This is a genomic window from Chromohalobacter sp. 296-RDG, from assembly GCF_029889885.1.
GTDB lineage: Bacteria > Pseudomonadota > Gammaproteobacteria > Pseudomonadales > Halomonadaceae > Chromohalobacter.
Map to the genome: position 1 here is coordinate 1 of NZ_JARANY010000092.1, position 5,853 is coordinate 5,853.

A 5,853-nucleotide genomic window follows, 5' to 3' on the forward strand; every position below is an offset into this window, starting at 1 on the left:
CTTTGCCTTCCTCGAGCGTGTCATCGCGGGCTACGCACGGCATCCCAATTTTGCGCATGTGGTCATTATCGGGCTGGGATGTGAAACCAACCAGGTCAAGCAGTTGGTGGAAAAGTCGGGCCTGGAGGATGGCGCGCGCCTGGCCTATTTCAACATTCAGCAGGTCGGCGGTACGCGCGCGAGCATCCAGATGGCCTGCGACAAGGTGTTAGACATGGCGCGCAGCCAGGAACGCGATGAGCGCCGTCCTGCGCCGCTTCATCACTTGAGCGTGGCCCTGCAATGCGGTGGCTCGGATGGTTATTCGGGTATCACCGCTAACCCGGCATTGGGGCATGCTGCCGATCTGATCGTGCGCCACGGGGGTAGCGCCATCCTGAGCGAAACGCCAGAGATCTACGGCGCCGAGCATCTGTTGTTGGACCGTGCAGTAGACGTAGACGTCGCGCGTAAGTTGTTGGCACGCATCGCTTGGTGGAAGCATTACACCGAGATCAACGGCGCGGAACTCAACAACAACCCTTCACCGGGCAACAAGGCTGGAGGCCTGTCGACGATTCTGGAAAAATCCTTGGGCGCGGTGGCCAAGGGTGGGGCATCGAGCCTCAACGATGTGCTCGAATACGCTGAGCCGCTCAAGGTGCCGGGCTTCAATTTCATGGACAGTCCCGGTTATGACCCGGTCTCGGTCACTGGACAGATTGCCTCGGGAGCGACCGTGGTGTGTTTCACCACCGGCCGTGGTTCGGTCTCCGGCTTCAAGCCGGCGCCATGTCTCAAGCTGGCTACCAATACGCACATGTATGAGACCATGCATGAGGACATGGACCTCAACTGCGGGGCCATCATCGATGGCGAGGTGTCGGTGGAGGAGATGGGGGAGGCGATCTTCGAACGGATCGTCGCCGTTGCGTCCGGCGATTCCAGTGCCAGCGAGTCGTTGGGCTATGGCAGCAATGAATTCGTGCCCTGGATGGTCGGCGCGATCACCTGACGAACGCCGCTGCCATCATGTTCAAGGGCGCTCGAGTCGCGCATACGCCATTAATCGGGGGGAGTACGACAGACGCATGTCCAGATCGTTGAAGGATCAACTTTATCGGGTAGTTCGCGAGGCCATCGAGGAGGGGCGTCTCGAACCGGGGTTGGTGCTGCTGGAAGGACATCTCGCCGAGCATTTCGCGATAAGTCGTTCGCCGGTACGTCAAACCCTGGCGCGCCTCCATGAGGAAGGGCGCGTTTGTCGCTTCGAGGGGCGCGGCTATCAAGTTGGTGCGCAGCCCGGCGACGCGGTGCGCCGCTCGCTGGGCAAGGGCGATTTTCGCGCCTCACGTATCGAACGCACGGATACTTGGCGTGCCCATGCCGAAAGCGTGGAGCGCGATGTGGTGTTGTGCTCGATGAAAGGGCGCTTCGAACTCAATGAACTGCAACTGGCGCGTTCTTTGTCGGTGAGCCGGACTCTGACGCATCGCATCCTGCTGTATCTGCAGGGCATCGGAGTGGTGGAAAAGGTCAAGTACAGCAGTTGGACGGTGGTGCCGCTGGACGATACACGCCTGCACGATCTTTATCAGGCACGGCGTCAGCTGGAGCCGTTCATGATGACCCGTGCCGCCGAGACGTTGAGCGATGCGGAAATACAACACTATCTGACGCGCCTGAACGATGCCGCGCGCGATTATCCTCGGGTGCCCAGCGCCTTGCTCGATGCCCTCGAGAATGACTTGCACCATGAGGCACTGATGCGTGGCAACAACGCCGAGATCATGACCATGTTGCGTCGCACGCGGCCGATTCTATTGATCAGCAAGCACCTGCTGGGCTCGTCGATCGAGCTGCCCAGCGTGGCGCCGTTCTTCGATGAGCACCGGCACGTATTCGAAAAGGCCCGAGCCCGTCATGGCGAAGCCGCAGGACGCGCTCTCGAAGAACATCTGGCACGCTCTGAATCTCAGGTGCAGGCGCGGCTTGCCGATTTTCGCGATGCGGGTGCGATTGAAGTGCCGGATTATCTGCGCGAGGTGGCACCTTCCTGAGAGCGCGACAAGACAAACGTCGGGAGCAGGTTTCCGCAAGAGCGCTATCAACCCTTCCTTGGGCGCTACTTTCGACATCCTGTCGAAAGACCCTTGCTTCAACCTGTCCCGGCGTAAACCCTAGGTGCCGATCAGCTTGGGCGTTCCCCGTTACGCCGGCGCAGCTCGCGGATCAGGGCGCTATGGTCCAGCTCGCCGTCGCCGTGCGCGACCAGGTCCCCGAACAAGCCATCCACCAGGCGCGATACCGGAAGCTCAAGCGATAATTCATCCGCGAGCGCTTGGGCGGTTTGCGTGTCCTTCCACTGCCATTTGGCGGGCCCGCCGGGGCGGAAATCTTCCTTGAGCATGCGTTCGCCGTGGACTTGAAGGATCGTCGAGTCGGCGAAGCCGCCCAGCAGGGACTCGCGCACCTTGCCGGGGTCGGCACCGCCGCGTTCGGCGAGCAGCAAGGCTTCGGCCACCGTGGCGATGGTGTTGGCGACGATGGTTTGATTGGCCAGCTTGGCGAGTTGGCCACTACCGGCGGGGCCGACATGTACGGCGTGTCCGAGGGGCGAGAACAGCGCCCGCGCTTGCGCATAGGTGGCTGCTTCGCCACCGACCATGATCGCCAGCGTGCCGTCGATAGCGCCGCGTTCGCCACCGGACACTGGTGCATCCAGATAGCCGATGCCCGCTGCCTCGGCGGCCTGGGCCTGGCTCCTGGCGGTTTCGACCGGGATCGAACTCATCACCACCAGTATCGCACCGGGCGTCATATGGGCGATCACGCCGTCGTTGCCTAGCAAGACGTCATCGCATACCGGCCCCGAGCTGAGCATGACCATTACGAGATCAGCGTCGGTGGCGGTGTCGTTCGCCGAATGGGCTATTTCGATACTGTGTTCGCGCAGTGTCTCTATCTTGTCGGGTGTGCGATTCCAGGCGCGGGTCCGATAGCCCGCCTCGGCGAGACGGCGGGCCATCGGCGCACCCATGAGGCCGGTGCCGATGATACCGATGGTGTTGATGTCGTATTGGCCTTGTGTCATGTCATTTCTCCGATCATAGGCCTAGTGTGCGGCTCAATGATCCGTCTGCCAGCGTCGAGTCGGCGACGGCCTGACGGAGTGAGTCGACGACATCATTGGGCAGAGGAATTCCCTCGCGCAGATAGCGCTGCCGCTTGGCGAGACCGGATTGCCCCGGGAGACGAACCGCGACGTCGGGATCGGCGCGCTCGGACTCGAGGCAGCGCCGGGTGAGGAAGTCGGTTTCTTTGACGAAGGCGTCGGTGCCGCCGAAACGCGCCGGGTCGATGACCAACACCGTGGCCGAGGCGCCCCATTGCGTGGGAGCGTCCTTGCGGCCGTAACCGCCGAGGGCCGAGGTCAGCGCCTCGATCATCAGTCCCAAGGCGAATCCCTTGTGGCCGAAGGCCTGGCCGCCGAGTGGCAGGATGCTGCCGGGCGGGGTGGTGAAGAAATCCTCTGGGTCGTCGCTGACCGTTCCCTGATGGGTGAGGACGGCCGGATGTGCGAGCTTGCCGCCCTCGGCGCGTGTCTTGTTGACGGTGCCGTTGGTGATGCTCGACATGCTGACATCGATCAGCATGGGGTTATCGCGCCCCGGAATACCGATGGCCAGCGGATTCGGCGTGTATACGGGGGTCACTCCGCCATAGGGCGCGACCGAGACCGCTGCAGGGTCCGAGCTCAGTACGATGGGCACCAGATCACGCTCGACGAGTGGGCGCAGGTAAGCCGCCAAGCAAGCGATGTGATGGGAGCGCTTGAGCGTAACGATGCCGATGCCGAAGCCTTCGGCCGCTTGCCGTGCATGTTCCAGAGCGCGCGTCACGAGATACGGCCCTAGTACATAATGCCCGTCGAGCGTGGCGGCTACGGGGCTGCTTTCCGTCATCTCGAGCGTATCGGGGTTACCGCTTGCCTTGCCGGCCTTGAGGTCGTTGAGATAGCCCTTGGCCAACTTGATGCCGTGGGTATGGTGGCCGAGCAAGTCGCCCTCGATCAGCACGTCGGCGGTGGCCTCGGCGACCTCTCGATGGGCACCGGCCTCCTTGAAGAGGGCCGTCAAGAGCTCATGAAGTTGTGCAGGTGAGTAGGTGGTCATGGCGTCCTCGGGGATTGGGGAGCGCCGCGATAACGGCGATAGAGGCGAATGAACAGCGGCAATAGCCAGATCAGGATGACCATTGCGCCCAGGCTCGCGCTGATTGGGCGCGAGAAGAAACTGAGCAGGTCGCCGTTGCTCTTGAGCATGGAGCTCATGAAGTTGTTTTCCAGCGTGCCACCGAGTACCAGGCCCAGAATGGCCGGGGCCATGGGAAAGTCATTGCGCGCCAGAATGTAAGCCACCAGGCCGATGATCAGCATGATCCATACATCGGTAATGGAATTGTTGATGGCAAAGGCACCGACGATGCAGAAGCACAGAATGATCGGCATCAGTATCTTGCGTGGGGTCAGGATGAAGATCTTGGCCGAGCGAATGGCCATATAGCCGATGGGCAGCATGATCAGGTTGGCGATGAAGAACACCGTGAATAGTGCGTAGACCAGACCGCCACCTTCCATGAAGATAGTGGGGCCGGGGTTCATGCCCTTCATGTACAGCACGCCGATGACGATGGCCGTGATCGAGTCGCCGGGAATGCCGAAGACCAGTGCGGGCACCCAGGCGCCGCTGATGCCGGAGTTGTTGGCCGAGCTGGCATCGACGATGCCCTCAATGTGGCCGGTGCCATAAGCGTCCCGGCTCTTCGAGCGGCTCTTGCCCATGGCATAGGAGATCCACGCCGCGATATCCGCGCCCGCCCCGGGCAGAGCGCCGATCAGGGTGCCGGTCGAGCTACCGCGCAGCAGGTTGCGCCAGTAGCGCTTGAGATGCTGGGGAACGCTGCTGAAGACTTGATCCTTGTGCACGGCGGGGACGCTGCGTTGTTGATTTCGGGATCCGTAAAACCCCATCAACTCGTTGAGCGCGAACATCCCGATCATCACGGGGATGAAGTTGATGCCTGCCATCAAGTCCGGGATGCCGAACGTGAAACGCGGCGCGCCGCTCATCATGTCGAGGCCGACGGTTGAGAGCAGCAGACCCACCAGCAGGGACAGAAAGGCCTTGGTTTTGGGGCCGACGGAAATGAAGATCGAACAGCTCAGGCCCAAAAGCGCCAGCCAGAAATATTCGAACGAGCTGAACTTGAGTGCGACCTCGGCAAGCGAGGGCGATACGAACACCAGCACCAGCGTGCCGAATAACCCGCCGAAAACCGAGCACACCAGATTGGTGCCCAGCGTTTCTCGCGCGCGCCCTTGACGCGCCAACTGGTGTGACTCGCCAACATAGGCGGCCGAGGCGGGTGTGCCGGGAATATTGAGATAGGTGCCGGGTATGTCGCCGGCGAATATCGCCATCGCCGAGGTGGTCACGATGGCCGCGATAGCAGGCGTCGGGTCCATGTAAAAGGTGATGGGCACCAACAGTGCCACGGCCATGGTGGCGGTCAGCCCCGGCACGGCACCCACGAAGACGCCGAAAAGGGCCGCACCGGCGATGACGAGTAGCGTCTGAAAATTGAAGACCAGCGCCAGGCCTTGCAGGAATGCATCCATGACTTACTTACCCCCAGACGCCCAGTAGTCCCTCGGGGAGGGGAATGAGCAGGTAGCGAGAGAACAAGAGATCGATGATCAGCGCTGCGACGATGGATATCCCGAACGCGAGGAGAGGAGAGGTGCGCCGTGCAAGCATCAATACGAACATGATCGATGCCAGACACAGCATGGCCCCCAGCCACTCGCTTGCC

5 protein-coding genes and 1 pseudogene are annotated in these 5,853 nt (G+C 61.7%); 2 read left to right on the forward strand and 4 right to left on the reverse strand.

Translation table 11 applies throughout. The features are described 5' to 3' along the window. Together OP495_RS16065 and OP495_RS16070 are read left to right on the forward strand one after the other, a co-directional pair. Nucleotides 1-994: UxaA family hydrolase (locus OP495_RS16065; RefSeq protein WP_280570711.1), on the forward strand; the 994-nt coding region annotated here is incomplete at its 5' end. Between the two features lie 76 nt (nt 995-1,070). Next, complete coding sequence (locus OP495_RS16070; protein ID WP_280570712.1) at nt 1,071-2,039, forward strand: GntR family transcriptional regulator; 969 nt, start codon at nt 1,071-1,073, stop codon at nt 2,037-2,039. 131 nt (nt 2,040-2,170) lie between these two features. Here the strand turns inward: OP495_RS16070 and OP495_RS16075 are convergent, their stop codons facing one another. The 4 genes and pseudogenes from OP495_RS16075 to OP495_RS16090 form a co-directional block, all read right to left on the reverse strand. After that, a complete protein-coding gene (locus OP495_RS16075) occupies nt 2,171-3,073 on the reverse strand; it encodes an NAD(P)-dependent oxidoreductase (RefSeq protein ID WP_280570713.1) in 903 nt (300 codons plus the stop codon). 13 nt (nt 3,074-3,086) lie between these two features. After that, the gene (locus OP495_RS16080; RefSeq protein ID WP_280570714.1) at nt 3,087-4,154 is read right to left on the reverse strand and encodes an Ldh family oxidoreductase; all 1,068 of its coding nucleotides are present in this window, start codon (nt 4,152-4,154) and stop codon (nt 3,087-3,089) included. Further along, nucleotides 4,151-5,659, reverse strand: coding sequence for a tripartite tricarboxylate transporter permease (locus OP495_RS16085; protein ID WP_280570715.1), 1,509 nt, complete (start codon nt 5,657-5,659; stop codon nt 4,151-4,153). Before OP495_RS16085 ends, OP495_RS16080 begins: the two co-directional genes overlap by 4 nt. 7 nt (nt 5,660-5,666) lie before the next feature. Continuing rightward, a pseudogene (locus OP495_RS16090) lies at nt 5,667-5,853 on the reverse strand (tripartite tricarboxylate transporter TctB family protein); the annotation flags it as partial.

What these genes read in the sequence shown, in the direction of transcription:
- OP495_RS16085 (WP_280570715.1), bottom strand. Translation starts at nt 5,659, where the DNA reads ATGGATGCATTCCTGCAAGGCCTGGCGCTGGTCTTCAATTTTCAGACG.
- OP495_RS16075 (WP_280570713.1), bottom strand. Translation starts at nt 3,073, where the DNA reads ATGACACAAGGCCAATACGACATCAACACCATCGGTATCATCGGCACC.
- OP495_RS16080 (WP_280570714.1), bottom strand. Translation starts at nt 4,154, where the DNA reads ATGACCACCTACTCACCTGCACAACTTCATGAGCTCTTGACGGCCCTC.
- OP495_RS16070 (WP_280570712.1), top strand. Translation starts at nt 1,071, where the DNA reads ATGTCCAGATCGTTGAAGGATCAACTTTATCGGGTAGTTCGCGAGGCC.